Raw genomic sequence first — 17,598 nt, 5'->3', positions numbered from 1 at the left:
ACGTGACCTCGCACGTGAAGCAGCGCGCCGACGCCCCCGACGACTTCTTCGAGGCCGAGGCGGCCGGCCTCGCGTGGCTCGCCGAGGCCACACCCGGCGGGGGCTCGAGGATCGTGTCCGTCGAGTCGGTCTCGCCGGGCCGCATCGCGCTCGGGGCCGTGCACGAGACCTGCCCGACGCCGGAGGCGGCACGGCGGTTCGGCGCGGCGCTCGCCGCCACCCACGCGGCCGGCGCGGACGCCTTCGGGGCGCCTCCTGCCGGCTGGCACGGCCCCGTCTTCATCGGCCGACGGCAGCAGGAGTGCACGCCCCGCGACAGCTGGGGCGCGTTCTACGCCGCCCAGCGCGTGCTGCCGTTCGCCCGGACGGCCGTCGAGGCCGGGTCGCTGACGCGCGACGAGCTCGACCTCGTCGAGAGCGCCTGCGACCTCGTCGCCGCGGGAGCGCTCGACGACGACCAGGCGCCGGCCCGCCTGCACGGCGACCTCTGGAGCGGCAACGTCCTGGTCGACGCGGACGGCGTCGTCCTGATCGACCCGGCCGCTCACGGCGGCCATCCCGAGACCGACCTGGCGATGCTGCAGCTGTTCGGCCTCCCCTTCCTCGAGGAGGCGCTGGCCGGCTACCAGGACGCCTCGCCCCTCCGGGACGGCTGGCGCGACCGCGTGCCGCTCCACCAGCTGCACCCGCTCGCGGTGCACGCGGCGGGCCACGGCCGCAGCTACGGCCGGGCGCTCGCCGAGGCGGCCGGACAGGTGCTCCGGCTCGTCTGAGCCGGCCGCGCGGGGGAGGGACGCCCGGGAGCAGGGCGCCCGGGGGAGGGGCGCCCGGGGGACAGGCCTCGCCGGGGGCCCGGACGGGCGCGCTGATAATCTGGCCGTCCCCCGTCTCCCGGGGGTCGAACGGAGCTGATCACCCCCATGTCTGACACCGCAGAGCGCTACGGCTTCGTCGTCGTCTCCAACCGCCTCCCCGTCGACCGCGTCGTCGCCGAGGACGGCTCCGCGTCCTGGCAGCACTCGCCGGGGGGCCTCGTGACCGCCCTCGAGCCCGTCATGAAGGCGAACGACGGGGCCTGGGTCGGCTGGGCCGGCCAGCCCGAGCTCGAGTTCGAGCCGTTCGTCGACGAGGGCATCCACATCGTGCCCGTGCCCCTGAGCGCCGAGGAGGTGCAGCGCTACTACGAGGGCTTCAGCAACGACACGCTCTGGCCGCTCTACCACGACGTCATCGCCGCCCCTACGTACCACCGGCTCTGGTGGGAGGCGTACGTGCAGGTGAACCAGCGGTTCGCCGACCGCGCCGCCGAGATCACCGAGGAGGGCGGCACGATCTGGGTGCAGGACTACCAGCTGCAGCTCGTCCCGAAGATGCTGCGCGAGGCGCGTCCCGACGTGACGATCGGCTTCTTCAACCACATCCCGTTCCCGCCGCTCGGCATCTTCTCGCAGCTGCCCTGGCGCCGCCAGATCCTCGAGGGGCTGCTCGGCGCCGACGTCATCGGGTTCCAGCGCGGCGACGACGCCTCGAACTTCTCCCGCGCGGTGCGCCACCTGCTCGGCTACGGGACGACCCGCCCCTACGTCGAGGTGCCGGTCGACGACGACGTGGTCACGGGGTCCTCGCACGTGTCCCGCCGCGGCACGAAGGTGCGCCGGGTGCTGGCCAAGCACTTCCCGATCTCGATCGACGCCGCCAGCTACGAAGAACTCGCCGCGCGACCCGACATCCAGGCCCGGGCGGCCGAGATCCGCGCCGGCCTCGGCAACCCGAAGACGGTCATGCTCGGCGTCGACCGGCTCGACTACACCAAGGGCATCCGCCACCGGATGAAGGCGTTCGGCGAGCTGCTCGCCGACGGCCGCCTGAGCGTCGAGGACGCGACGCTCGTGCAGGTCGCGAGCCCCAGCCGCGAGCGGGTCGAGACGTACAAGACCCTCCGCGACGAGATCGAGCTGACCGTCGGCCGCATCAACGGCGACTACGCGACGATGAGCCACACGGCCATCAGCTACCACCACCACGGCTACCCGCGTGAGGAGATGGTGGCGCTCTACCTCGCCGCCGACATCATGCTCGTCACCGCCCTCCGCGACGGGATGAACCTCGTCGCGAAGGAGTACGTGGCGGTGCGCCGCGACAACGACGGCGTGCTCGTGCTCAGCGAGTTCGCCGGCGCCGCCGACGAGCTCAAGACCGCGCTGCTGATCAACCCGCACGACATCGGCGGCTTGAAGAACACCATCATGCGGGCGATCGAGATGCCGAAGCGCGACCGGACGACGCGGATGCGCGCCCTCCGTCGGCGCGTGCTCGAGCACGACGTGGCCAGCTGGTCCGCGTCGTTCCTGCAGGCGCTCGAGAACGTGCGCCCCGGCCAGCAGATCACGGCACCCGCCGAGGAGGACGCCTCGTGACCACGACCCCCCTGACCACGGACGACGAGTCGCGAGCCCTCTCGGACGCGCTCGGCCGTCTCGCGACGACCCCGCGCCTCCTCGTCGCCCTCGACTTCGACGGCACCCTCGCGCCCGAGGTCGACCAGCCGATGGCGGCCCGCCCGCTGCCCGAGTCGAAGGAGGCGATCCGTCGCCTGCTCGAGATGGAGGGCACCTCCGTCGCCCTCGTCTCCGGCCGCGACCTCGCGTCGCTCGACCGCATCAGCGAGATGCCCGAGCAGGTCCTGCTCGTCGGGTCGCACGGGATCGAGGTGCGGATCGGGGGAGAGGTGACCTCCCTGACCGAGGACGAGCTCGCCCGTCGCGCCGTCATCTCCGAGGCGCTGCACACGGCGGCCGACGGTCGCGAGGGCGTCTTCGTCGAGGAGAAGCCGGCGGGCCTCGCCCTGCACACGCGTCTCGCCGACGAGGCGACGACGACGGAGGTGCGCGAGGCCGTCCGGCAGCGCCTCGCCGACGAGCCCGGCGTGCACGGCCGCGAGGGCAAGAACGTGCGCGAGTACGCCGTCCGCCCGACGGGCAAGGACGACGGGGTGGCGCGGCTGCGCGAGGCGGTGGGCGCCACCGGCGTCCTCTTCGCCGGCGACGACGTCACCGACGAGGACGCCCTGCGGTCGCTCGGCGACGGCGACCTCGGCATCCGGGTGGGGCCGGGCGAGACCGCCGCGAGCCACCGCGTCGCCGACCCGGCGGCGATCGGACGGCTGCTGGGCGAGCTCGCCGACCTCCGCGAGCACCTGGGGCATGCCTGATCGCGCATGCGTCCCCCGGGTGAGCCGGCCTCGGGCAGTCCTCCCAGGTGACCGCAAGGTAAGCTGATCTCTCCGCCCGACTCCTCGTCGCCGATCAGCCCGAACGACCGACGAACTCGCCAGCCGACGGAGGTGCACCAAGATGATCGCTGCTCTCGCGGCTTTCGCGGCCGCCTCGATCGTCGTCGCCGCACTGGGTCGCCGGCTCGGGCCGTCGCTGTTCCTGTGGGCCTCGGCCGTCCCGTTCGCCGCCATGGTGATGACCGCGCTCCAGGGCCCCCAGGTCCTCTCGCAGGGGCAGGTCGTCGAGTCGGTCCCGTGGATCCCGCAGCTCGGCATCACGCTGACACTTCGCCTCGACGTGCTGTCGTGGGTGCTCGCCCTGGTCGTCACCGGCGTGGGCGGTCTCGTGCTCGTGTACTGCTCCCGCTACTTCAAGCCGGGGGAGAAGAGCCTCGCGCGCTTCGCCGCCGTGCTCGTCGCCTTCGCCGGGGCGATGTACGGCCTCGTCACCAGCGACGACGTCTTCGTGCTGTTCGTCTTCTGGGAGGCGACGAGCGTCTTCTCGTACCTGCTGATCGGCCACTACACGAACAAGCAGGCGAGCCGCGGGGCCGCGCTCCAGGCGCTCATCGTCACCACGGCGGGCGGGCTGGCCATGCTGGTCGGGCTCGTGGTCCTCAGCGTGCAGGGGGGCACCTCCTCGATCGAGGCCCTCGTCGCGTCGCCGCCGAGCGGCACGGCCGTCACCGTCGCGGTGATCCTCGTGCTCGTCGGCGCGCTGTCGAAGTCGGCCCTCGTGCCGTTCCACTTCTGGCTGCCCGCGGCCATGGCCGCCCCCACCCCGGTGAGCGCGTACCTGCACGCCGCGGCCATGGTCAAGGCGGGCATCTACCTCGTCGCCCGCTTCGCGCCGGGCTACCACGACTCGCCCGGCTGGCAGGAGGTCGTCGTCACCGTGGGCGTCGTGACGATGCTGCTCGGCGGCTACCGTGCCCTCCGCCAGCACGACCTGAAGCTCGTCCTCGCCTACGGCACGGTCAGCCAGCTCGGCTTCCTCACGATCATCGCGGGCTACGGCACCCGGGACGCGGGGCTCGCGGCGCTCGCGCTGCTCGTCGCGCACGCCCTGTTCAAGGCGACGCTGTTCCTCGTCGTCGGCATCGTCGACCACCGCACCGGCACGCGTGACCTCCGCAAGCTGAGCGGCCTGGGCCGGCAGGCTCCCGTCCTCGTCGTCATCACCGTCATCGCGCTCGCGTCGATGGCGGGCGTGCCCCCGACGTTCGGCTTCGTCGCGAAGGAGGCGGTGCTCTCCGCCCTGCTCGCCGACGCCGAGCACGGCAGCGCCTGGGGCGTGATCGCGCTCGTCGGCGTCGTCGTGGGCTCCGTCCTCACCACGGCCTACAGCCTGCGGTTCCTCTGGGGGGCGTTCGCCCGCAAGCGCGACGTCGCCCCGGTCGATTTCGTCCGCGAGCACATCGACTTCCTCGCCGCGCCGGCCGTGCTCGCCGCGCTCAGCCTCGCGCTGGGCTTCGTCGCGGCCCCGGTCGACCGCGTCGTGGCGCGCTACGCGGACACGCTGCCGCACGTCGAGGGCGAGCACGGCCCGTACCACCTCGCCCTCTGGCACGGCTTCGAGCCCGCCCTCGGCCTCACCGTCCTCTCGCTCGTGCTCGGCGCCGTGATGTTCTGGCAGCGCGAGCGGGTCTCCTCGGTGCAGAAGGCGGTCTCGTTCCTGCCCCGCGCCTCCGACGGCTACGTCCGGATCATGACCGGCATCGACAAGACGGCGTCGCGCACGACGGCGGCGACCCAGCGGGGCTCGCTGCCGTTCTACCTCGGCACGATCCTCGTCGTGTTCGTCGTGTCGAGCATCGTCACCCTGTCGTCGAACCGCAGCTGGCCCGACGCGGCCGTCATCTGGGACTACCCGGCGCAGCTGGCCGTGGGCGGACTCATGATCGTCGGCGCCGTGGCCGCGGCGCGGTCGAACAAGCGCTTCCAGGCCGTCGTGCTCGTCGGTGTGACCGGCTACGGCATGGCTGCGCTGTTCGCCCTGCACGGCGCCCCCGACCTCGCGCTCACCCAGGCCTTGATCGAGACGATCACGCTCATCGCCTTCGTGCTCGTGCTGCGGCGACTGCCGGCGCGCCTCGGCGACCGCAACGGCCGCTCGCACCGGGCGCTGCGCGCCGTCATCGGCGTCGCGGTCGGCTGCGTCATGGCGACCATCGCCGTCGTCGCCCTCGGCGCCCGCAGCGGCGGCACGATCTCGAGCGCGTTCCCCGAGCTCGCCGTCGTCGGCGGCCACGGCAAGAACGTCGTCAACGTCACCCTGGTCGACATCCGCGGCTGGGACACGATGGGCGAGATCAGCGTGCTGATCGCGGCCGCGACCGGCGTCGCGAGCCTCGTGTTCCTCACCTCGCGCACCGACATGCTGCCGCGACCCGCGCGCCGCACCCGAGCCCAGCGCTTCCTCGCCCGGGTGCGCCCGGCCCTCGAGCCCGCGCCCGTCGTCCCCGGCGCCGAGGCCGGCGGCAGCCAGGCCGACCGCGCCGACGCCTCGTCGAGCACGGCGGTCGGCTCCGAGGTCGAGGGCGACCGGCGCGCTTGGCTGCTCGCCGGCCGCAAGCTGGCGCCGCAGAACCGCTCGATCCTGCTCGAGGTCGTCGTCCGGCTGCTCTTCCACGCCATCGTCGTCGTCTCGATCTACCTGCTCTTCGCCGGTCACAACCTGCCGGGCGGCGGCTTCGCCGGCGGCCTGGTCGCGGGCATGGCCTTCGTGGCGCGCTACCTCGCGGGCGGGCGCTTCGAGCTCGGCGCCGCGGCGCCCCTCGACGCCGGCAAGGTGCTGGGCAGCGGTCTGCTGATCATCGTCACCACCGCCGTCGTGCCCCTCTTCTTCGGCGTCGACGCCCTGACCTCGACCTGGTTCGAGGGCGAGGTGCCGCTGCTCGGCCACGTCGAGTTCGTCACGTCGACGTTCTTCGACATCGGCGTCTACCTCGTCGTGGTGGGCCTCGTGCTCGACGTGCTCCGCAGCCTGGGGGCCGAGGTCGACCGGCAAGAGGAAGAGGACGACCGCGGCGACGCGTCGGTCACGGCCACCACCAAGGCGGAGGGCCCCGCATGAGCGCGTCGCTGATCCTGATCGTCGTGATGGCGGCGCTCTACGCGTGCGGCATCTACCTCATGCTCGAGCGCAGCATGACCCGTGTGCTGCTCGGCTTCCTGCTCGTGGGCAACGCGACGAACATCCTCATCCTCACGATGTCCGGCCGCAGCGGCGAGGCGCCGATCGCCGACGGCCAGGTGCGCGAGTCCAGCTTCGCCGACCCGCTGCCGCAGGCGCTCATCCTCACGGCCATCGTCATCACCTTCGGCGTCTCGGCCTTCCTGCTGGCCCTCATCTACCGCTCCTGGCGGCTCGCGCAGGAGGACGACGTGGCCGACGACCTCGAAGACCTGGAGATCGGCATCCGCGGGGTGCCCGCCGAGGACGAGACGCAGGGCGACGGCGACGACGAGAGCGACGGCGACACGGAGTTCGGCACGGACGCCGAGGCCGCCGTGCCGAAGTCGTCCTTCGACGACGACGACCCCTGGGACCACGCCCCGAGCGAGACCATCCCGGTGGCCGACCCGGAGCACGCTCCCGACCACGACCCGGCCCACCCCGAACGAGACCGCGACCGCGGCACCTACCGTGACGACCCGAGAGGAGGCCGACCGTGAACCTCGACTTCCTCGTCCCGCTGGTCGTGCTCGTGCCTCTCATCGGTGCGGGCGCCGCGCTGGTCGCGACCCGGCGGCCCCGGCTCCAGGCCGTCCTCACGATCGCCGCGCTGGCGGTCGTCGTGGCCATCAGCGCCGTCCTCCTCGTCGTCGTCGACCGTGACGGCGCGATCGCGGTCCAGGTGGGCGGGTGGGAGGCGCCCTTCGGCATCCTCCTCGTGGTCGACCGCCTCGCGGCGCTGATGCTCACGATCTCGTCGATCGTGCTGCTGGCGGTCTTCGTGTTCTCCGTCGGGCAGGGCTCGGCGGACGGCGACGGCGACGCCCCCGTCTCGATCTACAACCCCACGTACCTCATCCTCGCCGCCGGCGTCTTCGACGCGTTCGCGGCGGGTGACCTCTTCAACCTCTACGTCGGTTTCGAGATGCTGCTCATCGCGAGCTACGTGCTGATCACCCTCGGCGGCACCGAGCAGCGCATCCGGGCAGGCGTCACCTACATCGTGGTGAGCCTGCTGTCGAGCGTGCTTTTCCTGGCGTCGATCGCGATGATCTACGGCGCCCTCGGCACGGTCAACATCGCGGACATCGCGCAGAAGATGGACACCATCCCGCCGGACGTCCAGACGATCATCCACGTGATGCTGCTGACGGCCTTCGGCATCAAGGCGGCGATCTTCCCGCTGTCGTTCTGGCTGCCCGACTCGTACCCGACCGCGCCGGCCCCGGTCACGGCGGTGTTCGCGGGCCTGCTGACGAAGGTCGGCGTGTACGCCATCATCCGGACCGAGACGGTGCTCTTCGTCGAGAGCAACGTCAACGTCTACCTGCTGATCATCTCGTTGCTGACGATGGTGATCGGGATCCTGGGCGCGGTGGCGCAGGCGGACATCAAGCGCCTCCTGTCGTTCACCCTGGTCAGCCACATCGGCTACATGATCTTCGGGATCGCGCTCGGCACCGTCGAGGGCCTCGCCGCGACGATCTACTACGTGGTGCACCACATCACGGTGCAGACCACGCTCTTCCTGGCGGCGGGGCTGATCGAGCGGCGAGGCGGGACGGCCTCGGTGCTCCGGCTCGGCGGGCTGCTCAAGGCGGCGCCCGTGGTGGCGGTCCTCTTCTTCATCCCGGCCCTCAACCTCGGCGGCATCCCCCCGTTCTCCGGCTTCATCGGCAAGGTGGCGCTCTTCGACGCCGGCGCGCGCCTCGACGACCCGCTCGTCTACGTGCTGATCGGTGCCGGTGCGGTCACGTCGCTGCTCACGCTCTACGCCCTGATGCGGGCCTGGAACCTGGCCTTCTGGCGTCCCGGCAGCGACGTCGAGGACCACGAGTCGCCCCTCACCGAGCGTCTCGAGGAGGCGCCCGGCCGCACCGCCGTCCAGGCGAAGCGCGCCAACCCGCGCACCATGATCGGTGCGACCGTCGGCATGGTCGGCGTCTCGCTCGTGCTGACGGTCTTCGCGGGCCCGCTCTACGGTGTCGCCGAGCGCGCGGCGGGCAAGGTCTACGGCTCGAACTCGTACGTGCAGCTCGTCTTCCCCTCGGGTGAGGGCGACACCGCCGACAACGAGGGGAGCGCACCGTGACCGCCCGGCCCTCGGCCCACGAGGTCGGACGCAGCCTGCTCCGTCAGCTGCCCCTCCTCGTCGGCCTCGTCGTCCTCTGGATGTTCCTCTGGAACCAGCTGACCGTGCTCTCGTTCGTCACGGGTGTCCTCGTGGCCTTGCTCGTCACGCGGGTCTTCTTCCTGCCGCCGGTCGAGCTGAGCGGGCGGTTCAACCTCGGCTGGGCTCTCGTGTTCCTCGGCCGCTTCGTCTTCGACCTCGTCGTCGCGTCGGTCGAGGTTGCCTGGACGGCCGTCCGGCCCCGAGGCGTGACGAGCAACGCGATCGTCGCCGTCCAGCTGCACACCCGGTCGGACTTCATCATGACGCTCGTCGCCGAGGCCGTGTCGCTGGTGCCCGGTTCGCTCGTCGTCGAGGCCGACCGTGAGCGGTCGATCCTCTACATGCACGCCCTCGCGGTCGAGGACGCGGACGGAGTGGAGGAGGTGCGGAAGAGGGTGCTCGGCTTCGAGAAGCGCATCGCTCGTGCGCTCGGCAGCGCCGACGACCTCCGCCGCATCGCCGACGGGATGCCCGCCACCGAGGACGCCCCGACCGACCGGTCCGGCGCCGAGCTGCCCGTGAACGAGAAGAACAAGGGGGTCGCCTCGTGACGATCGTCTCCTGGGTCGTCGGCGTGCTCTTCGCGTTCGCCGCGCTCGCGTCGGTGCTCCGCATCGTGCGGGGGCCGTCCATCCTCGACCGCATGATCGCGAGCGACATGCTGCTCACGACCCTCATCTGCGTGCTCGCCGCCGACATGGTGCTCGGGAACCACACCCGCACCCTGCCGGTCATCATCGTGCTCGCCCTGACGGCCGTCTTCGGCTCGATCACGGTGGCGCGCTACGTGTCGAGGCAGGACCCGTCATGAGCGACCAGTTCTACACGATCTCGAGCGCCGTCCTGCTGGTCGCCGGTGCGGCGCTGTCCGCCGCCGCCGGCGTCGGCCTCCTGCGGTTCCCCGACGCCCTCACCCGCATGCACGCCGCCACGAAGCCGCAGATCTTCGGGCTGATCCTGATGCTGTCGGCGATCGCCCTCGACCAGCACAACCTCGGGACCATCGCCTCCCTGGTGGTCGTCCTGGTCTTCCAGATGCTCACGGCGCCGATCTCGGCGCACATGATCGGCCGGGCCGGCTACCGCAACGGCGACCTCCGCCGCGACATGCTCGTCGTCGACGAGCTCGACGAGGCGGTCGCCCGGGCAGGGGAGGAACTCGTGGCCGACGGCCAGTCGCTCTCCGACGTCGACCCGTCGACCCTGCCGGTGGGGTCGGCCGACGCGTTGGCCGTCGAGCTCGACCGGGCCGACGGGCTCGACGACTCCGAGGGCGACGACGACGCCCACGACGACGAGGCCCGGGAGCGCGAGCACGACGCCCCGCTGCACGTCAAGGGCGGGCACCACCACGCCCCCGATCCCGGCCTCGGCTGAGGGGCACGCCAGCTGGCCCTAAACTCGACCCATGCCCGTGAATGACAGCCAGCCGTCGGACGCAGAAGCCCGAGGCCCCATCGACGCAGCACCCATCGACGCAGCGCCCGTCGACGCAGCGCCCGTCGACGCAGCGCCCATCGACATCAAGCCCCGCAGCCGCGTCGTCACCGACGGGGTCGAGGCCACCACCTCGCGCGGCATGCTCCGCGCCGTCGGCATGGGCGACGAGGACTGGGAGAAGCCGCAGATCGGCATCGCCAGCAGCTGGAACGAGATCACCCCCTGCAACCTGTCGCTCGACCGGCTCGCCCAGGGCGCGAAAGAGGGAGTGCACGGCGGCGGCGGCTACCCGCTGCAGTTCGGCACCGTCTCCGTCTCCGACGGCATCTCGATGGGCCACGAGGGCATGCACTTCTCCCTCGTCTCGCGCGAGGTCATCGCCGACAGCGTCGAGGTCGTCATGAACGCCGAGCGCCTCGACGGCTCGGTGCTGCTCGCCGGCTGCGACAAGTCGCTGCCCGGCATGCTCATGGCCGCCGCGCGCCTCGACCTCGCCAGCGTGTTCCTCTACGCGGGCAGCGTCGCCCCCGGCTGGGTCAAGCTCAGCGACGGCACCGAGAAGAACGTCACGATCATCGACTCGTTCGAGGCCGTCGGCGCGCACAAGGCCGGCACCATCAGCGACGACGACCTGAAGGCCATCGAGTGCGCCATCGTGCCCGGCGAGGGCGCCTGCGGCGGCATGTACACCGCCAACACGATGGCGAGCGTCGCCGAGGCGCTCGGCATGAGCCTGCCCGGCTCGGCGTCGCCGCCCTCGGCCGACCGTCGTCGCGACTACTTCGCCCACCGCTCGGGCGAAGCCGTGGTGAACCTGCTGCGCCTCGGCATCACCACCCGCGACATCCTGACGAAGGAGGCGTTCGAGAACGCCATCGCCGTGGCCATGGCGTTCGGCGGGTCGACCAACGTCGTGCTGCACCTGCTGGCGATCGCCTACGAGGCCGAGGTCGACCTCACCATCGACGACTTCAACCGCATCGGCGACACGATCCCGCACATCGGCGACCTCAAGCCCTTCGGCAAGTACGTGATGAACGACGTCGACCGCATGGGCGGCGTCCCCGTCGTCATGAAGGCCCTGCTCGACGCGGGCCTGCTGCACGGCGACTGCCTCACCGTCACCGGCAAGACCGTGCGGGAGAACCTCGAGGCGATCAAGCCGAAGCCGCTCGACGGCGAGGTCCTGCGCACCCTCGACGACCCGATCCACCCGACCGGCGGGCTCACCGTGCTGAGCGGCTCGTTCGCCCCCGAGGGGGCCGTCGTCAAGACCGCGGGCTTCGACGCCTCGGTCTTCGAGGGCCCGGCCAAGGTCTTCGAGCGCGAGCGCGGCGCGATGGACGCCCTGACCGCCGGGCGGATCGAGGCCGGCGACGTCGTCGTCATCCGCTACGAGGGCCCTAAGGGCGGCCCGGGGATGCGCGAGATGCTCGCCATCACGGCGGCCATCAAGGGCGCTGGGCTCGGCAAGGATGTACTACTCTTGACGGACGGACGATTCTCGGGCGGCACAACCGGCCTCTGCATCGGCCACATAGCACCCGAAGCGGTGGACTCCGGTCCCATCGCCTTCGTGCGTGATGGCGACCTCATCCGTGTCGACATCGCCGCTCGCTCGATCGACCTACTCGTCGACGCCGCTGAGCTCGAGGCCCGCCGAGAAGGCTGGGCTCCCCTCCCTCCGCGCTACACCCGCGGTGTCCTCGCCAAGTACGCACGCCAGGTCCGCTCCGCGGCCGAGGGCGCAGTCACGTACTGACCTCGTCCCGATCGGCGCGGCACCGCAGCCCGAGCCGGCATCCGGACGGGGCGTCCGGCTCGCCGCTCCGCACAGCGCACCGCCGTCGACCGGCACCGTCGTCACCGCTCCACCACCACCACGAAGAGGGAATCGGCACTGATGCCCAACGACACGACACCTCAGCCCGGCGCCCCCGTGCGCCCCGGCGCCCGGCCGGCCCCCGCTGCCGGCCCCACGAGCTCCGCGACGACCACGCAGCCGGTCGTCCTCACGGGCTCCGGCGCGATCCTCAAGTCGCTCGAGCACCTCGGGGTCACCGACGTCTTCGGCCTCCCCGGCGGCGCGATCATCCCCTTCTACGACGAGCTGATGGCGTCGACCGCCATCCGCCACATCCTCGTGCGCCACGAACAGGGCGCCGGCCACGCGGCCGAGGGCTACGCCGCGGCATCGGGACGGGTCGGCGTGGCGATCGCCACCTCCGGTCCGGGGGCCACCAACCTCGTCACCGCCATCGCGGACGCCTACATGGACAGCATGCCGCTGCTCGCCATCACGGGACAGGTCTTCTCGACCCTGATGGGCACCGACGCGTTCCAGGAGGCCGACATCGTCGGCATCACGATGCCGATCACCAAGCACTCGTTCCTCGTGACGAAGCCCGAGGACATCCCCGCGACGCTCGCCGCCGCGTACCAGATCGCGAGCACCGGCCGGCCCGGCCCCGTGCTCGTCGACATCACCAAGGACGCCCAGCAGAACTCGGCGCCCTTCGTCTGGCCGCCCGTCGTCGACCTGCCCGGCTACCGGCCGGTCACGAAGGCGCACGGCAAGCAGATCGCCGCGGCGGCCCAGATGATCGCCGAGGCGAAGCAGCCCGTGTTCTACGTCGGCGGCGGAGTGATCCGTGCCGGGGCGTCCGCCGAGCTCAGGACGCTGGTCGAGCTGACCGGCGCCCCCGTCGTCACGACGCTGATGGCTCGCGGCGCGTTCCCCGACACCCACGCCCAGCACTTGGGCATGCCGGGCATGCACGGCACCGTCCCGGCCGTCCTCGGCCTGCAGGAGAGCGATCTCATCATCGCGCTCGGCGCCCGCTTCGACGACCGCGTCACCGGCAAGGCCGATCTCTTCGCCCCCGGCGCCAAGGTGATCCACGTCGACATCGACCCGGCTGAGATCTCGAAGATCCGCCTCGCGGACGTCCCCATCGTGGGCGACGCGAAGGTCGTCATCCCCGACCTCGCTGCGGCCTTCGCCGAGATCCCCGCCGCCGACCGCGCCGACACCTCCGCCTGGTGGCAGGAGCTCGAGGGGTTGCGCGAGCAGTTCCCGCTCGGCTACACCCAGCCCGACGACGGCCTCCTCTCGCCTCAGGCCGTGATCCAGCGGATCGGGCAGCTGTCCGGTCCCGAGGCGATCTACGCCTCCGGCGTGGGCCAGCACCAGATGTGGGCCGCGCAGTTCATCGAGTACGAGCGTCCCCACGCCTGGCTGAACTCGGGAGGCGCGGGCACGATGGGCTACTCGGTGCCGGCCGCGATGGGCGCCAAGGTGGCCCAGCCGGACCGCGTCGTGTGGGCCATCGACGGCGACGGGTGCTTCCAGATGACGAACCAGGAGCTCGCCACCTGCGTCATCAACGACATCCCGATCAAGGTCGCGATCATCAACAACTCGTCGCTCGGCATGGTCCGTCAGTGGCAGACCCTCTTCTACGAGGGGCGCCACTCGTTCACCGATCTGAACACGGGCCACGAGACCCGGATGGTGCCCGACTTCGTCAAGCTCGCCGACGCGTACGGAGCCCTCGGCATCCGCGTCACGCGGGAGGACGAGATCGACGCCGCCATCCAGCTCGCACTCGAGACGAACGACCGCCCGGTCGTGATCGACTTCGTCGTCAGCCGCGACGCCATGGTCTGGCCGATGGTGCCCCAGGGCGTCTCCAACTCCGAGATCCAGCACGCCCGGGCCCTCGCCCCCGAGTGGGACGACGAGGCCCCCGGCACCAGCGCCTCCGACACGACCCGTGACGGCGACATGACAGGAGAGCACGCATGAGCCACGTCCTGAGCCTCCTCGTCGAGGACAAGCCCGGTCTGCTGACCCGGGTCGCCGGGCTCTTCGCCCGCCGCGGCTTCAACATCGAGAGCCTCGCAGTGGGCAAGAGCGAGGTCGAGGGCCTCAGCCGCATCACCGTCGTCGTCGACGTCGAGGAGCTGCCGCTCGAGCAGGTGACGAAGCAGCTCAACAAGCTGATCAACGTCATCAAGATCGTCGAGCTCGACTACTCGCAGTCGGTGCAGCGCGAGCACATGCTGATCAAGGTCCGGGTCGACGCCACCACCCGGTCGCAGGTGCTCGAGGCCGTCACGCTCTTCCGCGCGTCCGTGGTCGACGTCTCGACCGACTCGCTCGTGATCGAGGTCACCGGCGACACCGGCAAGACCACGGCGCTGCTGCGCGTGCTCGAGCCCTACGGCATCCGCGAGATCTCGCAGTCCGGCCTGCTGGCCATCGGCCGCGGCTCGAAGGCGATCACCGACCGGGTCCCCAAGGCCCAGTGACCGGCGCGGGCTCGTCCCCGCCGCCTCCCTGCTCCACCCCACCGCCCCACACAAGGAGAACCACCACCGTGACTGAGATCGTGTACGACACCGACGCAGACCTGTCGATCATCCAGGGCAAGAAGGTCGCCGTCATCGGCTACGGCTCGCAGGGCCACGCCCACGCGCTCAACCTGCGCGACTCGGGCGTCGAGGTCGTCATCGGCCTCAAGGAGGGCTCGAAGAGCCGCGCCAAGGCCGAGGAGGCCGGCTTCACGGTCCACACCCCCGCCGAGGCCTCGGCCTGGGGCGACGTGATCGTCGTCCTCGCGCCCGACCAGGTGCAGCGCCACGTCTACGCGGACGACATCGCCCCGAACCTCACCGAGGGCAAGGCGCTCGTCTTCGGCCACGGCTTCAACATCCGCTTCGGCTACATCGAGGCCCCCGACAACGTCGACGTGCTGCTCGTCGCCCCCAAGGGCCCCGGACACACCGTCCGCCGCGAGTTCGAGGCCGGCCGTGGCGTCCCCGTCATCGTGGCGGTCGAGAACGACGCATCCGGCTCGGCCTGGGACCTCGCCTGGTCGTACTCGAAGGGCATCGGCGGTCTCCGTGCCGGCGGCATCAAGACGACCTTCACCGAAGAGACCGAGACCGACCTCTTCGGCGAGCAGGCCGTGCTCTGCGGCGGCACCTCGCAGCTGATCCAGTACGGCTTCGAGACCCTCACCGAGGCCGGCTACCAGCCGCAGATCGCCTACTTCGAGGTGCTGCACGAGCTCAAGCTGATCGTCGACCTCATCTGGGAGGGCGGCCTCGCCAAGCAGCGCTGGAGCGTCTCCGACACCGCCGAGTACGGCGACTACGTCTCGGGCCCCCGGGTCATCACGCCCGACGTGAAGGAGAACATGAAGGCCGTCCTGGCCGACATCCAGTCGGGCGCCTTCGCGAAGCGCTTCATCGACGACCAGGACGCCGGCGCGCCCGAGTTCGCCGAGCTGCGCAAGAAGGGCGAGGAGCACCCCATCGAGGCCACCGGCCAGGAGCTCCGCGCACTCTTCGCCTGGAAGCAGACCGACACGGACTACGTCGACGGCAGCGCTGCGCGCTAGCCACCCCCTCTCCACCTGAGCACCACCCGCAGGGGCCCCTCTCCACTAGGAGCGGGGCCCCTCGGCCGTCCGGGGTTCACGGGCTGTCGTGGCATGATCTAGGGCATGGCAGCGAGCAAGAAGGCAGTGCACTTCGGTGCGGGGAACATCGGTCGGGGCTTCGTGGCGCAGTTCCTGCACGCGAGCGGCTACGAGGTCGTGTTCGCGGACGTCAACGACGAGCTGATCGGCCTGCTGCAGCAGCAGTCGTCGTTCGAGGTGCACGAGGTCGGCGAGCAGAGCCGCACCACCGTGGTCGACGGCTACCGGGCGATCAACAGCCGCACCGACGAGGAGGCGCTGGTCGCCGAGATCGCGACCGCCGACGTCGTCACGACGGCCGTGGGCGCCCGCATCCTCCCGTTCGTCGCCCCGGTGATCGCCCGCGGGCTCGCCGCCCGTGAGGCCTCCCTGGCGCCGCTCGCCGTGATCGCGTGCGAGAACGCGATCAACGCCACCGACTCCCTGGCTGAGGCCGTCCGCCAGGCCGACCCGGCCGAGAACGCCGTCTTCGCCAACTGCGCGATCGACCGCATCGTCCCCGAGCAGGCCGGCGGCTCGCTCGACGTGACCATCGAGTCGTTCTTCGAGTGGGTCGTCGAGAGCACGCCCTTCGGCGCCGACCGGCCCGACATCGCGGGCGTCACCTGGGTCGACGACCTCGAGCCGTTCATCGAGCGGAAGCTGTTCACGGTCAACACCGCCCACGCGGCCGCCGCCTACCACGGCTTCTCGCGCGGCCTCGAGAGCATCCGCGAGGCGCTGGCCGACGAGGCCGTGCTGGCCGAGGTCCGCGGCGCGCTGCGCGAGACCACCGAGCTGCTCGTCGCCAAGCACGACCTCGACCTCGACGAGCAGCAGGCCTACGTCGAGAAGAACCTGGTGCGCATCTCGAACCCGCACCTGCCCGACACGACCGAGCGGGTCGGCCGTGGCCCGCTGCGCAAGCTCAGCCGCCACGAGCGTTTCGTCGGCCCGGCCGCGCAGCTCGCCGAGCGCGGGCTGGGACACGACGCGCTCGTCCGTGCGGTCCGTGCGGCGCTCGACTTCGACGTGCCGGACGACTCCGAGAGCGTCGAGCTGCAGGCGCTGCTCACCTCGGGTCTCCCCGACGAGGAGCTGACGGTCACGCTGACCGGCGTCGAGCAGGGCCACCCGCTGTTCCCGGCGCTGCTGGAGGCGATCTCGTCGAAGACGACGGCATGACCGACCCGTTCCCGGCGCGCCCCGAGCCACACGAGATCGACGAGCACGACGAGCACGACGAGATCGACGAGCACGACGACGCCCTCAGCTGGGGAGACGAGCGTGACGCCAGCCACGTCGAGGGCCCCGCGCCCGTCTCGCAGGCCGGCCCCGAGGCCGACGACGAGCTCCCCGCGGGGATGAGCAGCGCCTCCCTGGTGGGCCACGGGGTCTTCGGCGGCGTCGCGCTGTTGTCCTGCGTCGGCTGGCTCGTCTCGAGGGACCAGTTCCTGCTCTCGTTCGGCGGCACGGCCGTCGACCGTGTGCAGACGGCGCTGTGGCTGCTCGGCGTCGCGCTGGCGATCGTCGCGCCCGCGGTGTGGTTCGTGACCACGATCCTGCTCGTGCCGCAGTCGCGGTCGTCGCGCCGCCTCCTCGTGTTCGCCGTCGGGGCGGTCGCCCTGGCGCCGTGGCCGCTGGTGATCGGAGGAGGCGCGTGACCGCCCGCGAGACCGGCCCGGCCACGCAGCCGGCCGGCCCCGCCGCCGCCTCACGCCGTCGTGGCTCCCGCGTCGGCGTCGTCGTGGTCGCCGCCCTGGCCGCCTCGTTCTTCGCCTACGACCTGTACGAGGCGATCACCAACCTCGTGCTCGTGCCGCAGGACGTCCGCTACCAGAACAACGAGTTCTTCGACGAGGTCGGGGTCGACGGCCTAGCCGCCTCGCCGCCGTGGGCCGCGCTCGTGGCCAACGTGCTGCTGCCGGTCGTCGCGTGGGTCGCGGCGCTCCTCGTGGCGCGCCGGCGGCCGCTCTGGCAGGTCGTGCTCGCGTTCGTCGCGGCGCTGGCGCTCGTCGGCTCGGTGTCGCTCACGATCACGGCGTACGTGCTCAGCATCTGATCC

The 17,598-nt window shown here is 71.4% G+C and carries 16 protein-coding genes; all 16 read left to right on the top strand.

Annotated features, from left to right (window positions below; all coding sequences use genetic code 11):
* The first annotated feature begins 2 nt into the window (after positions 1-2).
* The 16 genes from EDF20_RS04045 (at position 3) to EDF20_RS03965 (ending at position 17,595) form a co-directional block, all read left to right on the top strand.
* Positions 3-773 carry a fructosamine kinase family protein gene (locus EDF20_RS04045; protein WP_133737762.1) on the top strand — a complete coding sequence of 257 codons (771 nt, stop codon included), beginning with the start codon at positions 3-5 and terminating at the stop codon, positions 771-773.
* A 147-nt stretch (positions 774-920) separates the two neighbouring features.
* Positions 921-2,417: a trehalose-6-phosphate synthase gene (locus EDF20_RS04035; protein WP_123546483.1), complete on the top strand. Its 1,497-nt coding sequence runs from the start codon at positions 921-923 to the stop codon at positions 2,415-2,417.
* Complete coding sequence (gene otsB / locus EDF20_RS04030; RefSeq protein WP_123546482.1) at positions 2,414-3,211, top strand: trehalose-phosphatase; 798 nt, start codon at positions 2,414-2,416, stop codon at positions 3,209-3,211. The genes EDF20_RS04035 and otsB overlap by 4 nt, the downstream gene beginning before the upstream one ends.
* A gap of 142 nt (positions 3,212-3,353) precedes the next feature.
* Entirely contained in the window at positions 3,354-6,350 is a 2,997-nt protein-coding gene (locus EDF20_RS04025) for a Na+/H+ antiporter subunit A (RefSeq protein ID WP_133737761.1), read from the top strand.
* Positions 6,347-6,952 carry a Na(+)/H(+) antiporter subunit C gene (locus EDF20_RS04020; protein ID WP_133737760.1) on the top strand — a complete coding sequence of 202 codons (606 nt, stop codon included), beginning with the start codon at positions 6,347-6,349 and terminating at the stop codon, positions 6,950-6,952. Before EDF20_RS04025 ends, EDF20_RS04020 begins: the two co-directional genes overlap by 4 nt.
* A complete protein-coding gene (locus EDF20_RS04015) occupies positions 6,949-8,544 on the top strand; it encodes a Na+/H+ antiporter subunit D (protein ID WP_123546479.1) in 1,596 nt (531 codons plus the stop codon). The genes EDF20_RS04020 and EDF20_RS04015 overlap by 4 nt, the downstream gene beginning before the upstream one ends.
* Positions 8,541-9,176: a Na+/H+ antiporter subunit E gene (locus EDF20_RS04010; RefSeq protein WP_123546478.1), complete on the top strand. Its 636-nt coding sequence runs from the start codon at positions 8,541-8,543 to the stop codon at positions 9,174-9,176. Before EDF20_RS04015 ends, EDF20_RS04010 begins: the two co-directional genes overlap by 4 nt.
* Complete coding sequence (locus EDF20_RS04005) at positions 9,173-9,436, top strand: monovalent cation/H+ antiporter complex subunit F (RefSeq protein ID WP_123546477.1); 264 nt, start codon at positions 9,173-9,175, stop codon at positions 9,434-9,436. Before EDF20_RS04010 ends, EDF20_RS04005 begins: the two co-directional genes overlap by 4 nt.
* Positions 9,433-10,002: a monovalent cation/H(+) antiporter subunit G gene (mnhG, locus tag EDF20_RS04000; protein WP_123546476.1), complete on the top strand. Its 570-nt coding sequence runs from the start codon at positions 9,433-9,435 to the stop codon at positions 10,000-10,002. The genes EDF20_RS04005 and mnhG overlap by 4 nt, the downstream gene beginning before the upstream one ends.
* A 31-nt stretch (positions 10,003-10,033) precedes the next feature.
* Positions 10,034-11,827 carry a dihydroxy-acid dehydratase gene (gene ilvD, locus EDF20_RS03995; protein ID WP_133737759.1) on the top strand — a complete coding sequence of 598 codons (1,794 nt, stop codon included), beginning with the start codon at positions 10,034-10,036 and terminating at the stop codon, positions 11,825-11,827.
* 141 nt (positions 11,828-11,968) lie between these two features.
* On the top strand, positions 11,969-13,873 hold the full coding sequence (locus EDF20_RS03990; protein WP_123546474.1) for an acetolactate synthase large subunit: 1,905 nt from the start codon (positions 11,969-11,971) through the stop codon (positions 13,871-13,873).
* A complete protein-coding gene (gene ilvN / locus EDF20_RS03985) occupies positions 13,870-14,379 on the top strand; it encodes an acetolactate synthase small subunit (RefSeq protein WP_123546473.1) in 510 nt (169 codons plus the stop codon). Before EDF20_RS03990 ends, ilvN begins: the two co-directional genes overlap by 4 nt.
* Before the next feature lie 68 nt (positions 14,380-14,447).
* Positions 14,448-15,473: a ketol-acid reductoisomerase gene (gene ilvC, locus EDF20_RS03980; protein ID WP_123546472.1), complete on the top strand. Its 1,026-nt coding sequence runs from the start codon at positions 14,448-14,450 to the stop codon at positions 15,471-15,473.
* A 105-nt stretch (positions 15,474-15,578) separates the two neighbouring features.
* Entirely contained in the window at positions 15,579-16,718 is a 1,140-nt protein-coding gene (locus tag EDF20_RS03975) for a mannitol-1-phosphate 5-dehydrogenase (RefSeq protein WP_133737758.1), read from the top strand.
* Positions 16,715-17,197, top strand: a complete 483-nt coding sequence (locus tag EDF20_RS03970; RefSeq protein WP_133737757.1) for a hypothetical protein — start codon at positions 16,715-16,717, stop codon at positions 17,195-17,197. Before EDF20_RS03975 ends, EDF20_RS03970 begins: the two co-directional genes overlap by 4 nt.
* Positions 17,194-17,595: a hypothetical protein gene (locus EDF20_RS03965; RefSeq protein ID WP_133737756.1), complete on the top strand. Its 402-nt coding sequence runs from the start codon at positions 17,194-17,196 to the stop codon at positions 17,593-17,595. Before EDF20_RS03970 ends, EDF20_RS03965 begins: the two co-directional genes overlap by 4 nt.
* Positions 17,596-17,598 lie beyond the last annotated feature (3 nt).

The sequence above is a fragment of the Frigoribacterium sp. PhB116 genome (assembly GCF_004364285.1).
Taxonomy (GTDB): domain Bacteria; phylum Actinomycetota; class Actinomycetes; order Actinomycetales; family Microbacteriaceae; genus Frigoribacterium.
Note: the sequence above shows the minus strand (reverse complement) of the source record. Positions and strands in the feature narration are given on the sequence as shown.

What these genes read in the sequence shown, in the direction of transcription:
- EDF20_RS04035 (WP_123546483.1), top strand. Translation starts at nt 921, where the DNA reads ATGTCTGACACCGCAGAGCGCTACGGCTTCGTCGTCGTCTCCAACCGC.
- EDF20_RS04025 (WP_133737761.1), top strand. Translation starts at nt 3,354, where the DNA reads ATGATCGCTGCTCTCGCGGCTTTCGCGGCCGCCTCGATCGTCGTCGCC.
- EDF20_RS04020 (WP_133737760.1), top strand. Translation starts at nt 6,347, where the DNA reads ATGAGCGCGTCGCTGATCCTGATCGTCGTGATGGCGGCGCTCTACGCG.
- mnhG (WP_123546476.1), top strand. Translation starts at nt 9,433, where the DNA reads ATGAGCGACCAGTTCTACACGATCTCGAGCGCCGTCCTGCTGGTCGCC.
- ilvD (WP_133737759.1), top strand. Translation starts at nt 10,034, where the DNA reads ATGCCCGTGAATGACAGCCAGCCGTCGGACGCAGAAGCCCGAGGCCCC.
- EDF20_RS03990 (WP_123546474.1), top strand. Translation starts at nt 11,969, where the DNA reads ATGCCCAACGACACGACACCTCAGCCCGGCGCCCCCGTGCGCCCCGGC.
- ilvN (WP_123546473.1), top strand. Translation starts at nt 13,870, where the DNA reads ATGAGCCACGTCCTGAGCCTCCTCGTCGAGGACAAGCCCGGTCTGCTG.
- EDF20_RS03975 (WP_133737758.1), top strand. Translation starts at nt 15,579, where the DNA reads ATGGCAGCGAGCAAGAAGGCAGTGCACTTCGGTGCGGGGAACATCGGT.
- EDF20_RS03970 (WP_133737757.1), top strand. Translation starts at nt 16,715, where the DNA reads ATGACCGACCCGTTCCCGGCGCGCCCCGAGCCACACGAGATCGACGAG.